This is a genomic window from Pseudomonas sp. DE0010 (assembly GCF_007680745.1).
Taxonomy (GTDB): domain Bacteria; phylum Pseudomonadota; class Gammaproteobacteria; order Pseudomonadales; family Pseudomonadaceae; genus Aquipseudomonas; species Aquipseudomonas parafulva_B.
Map to the genome: position 1 here is coordinate 1 of NZ_VEJQ01000216.1, position 266 is coordinate 266.

General features: G+C 65.0%; 1 protein-coding gene. It reads left to right on the forward strand.

All coding sequences use genetic code 11. The features are described from left to right. Positions 1–266, forward strand: a 266-nt coding sequence (locus FS767_RS22300; RefSeq protein WP_144968259.1) for a multidrug efflux MFS transporter, incomplete at both ends; no start/stop codon positions are given.

Genomic DNA, 266 nt, shown 5'->3' on the forward strand with positions numbered 1-266 from the left:
TCACCCTGATGGTGCTGGTGTACTTTCTCGACAATCTTTCCATCGCCCTGGCCAACCGCTACGTCTATGGCGGCCTGGGTATCGACCAGCGCAGCTACACCCTGGCCACCGCCTGCTACAGCGCCGCGGTCATCGTCACCAGCGCCCCGCACCAGTGGTTCGCCCAGCGCCTGGGCTATCGCAACCTGATCTTCGCCGCCGTCGGCATCCACCTGGTCGGCCAGGTGTGCTGCCTGGTGGCCACCGATCTGCCGACCTTCATCGTC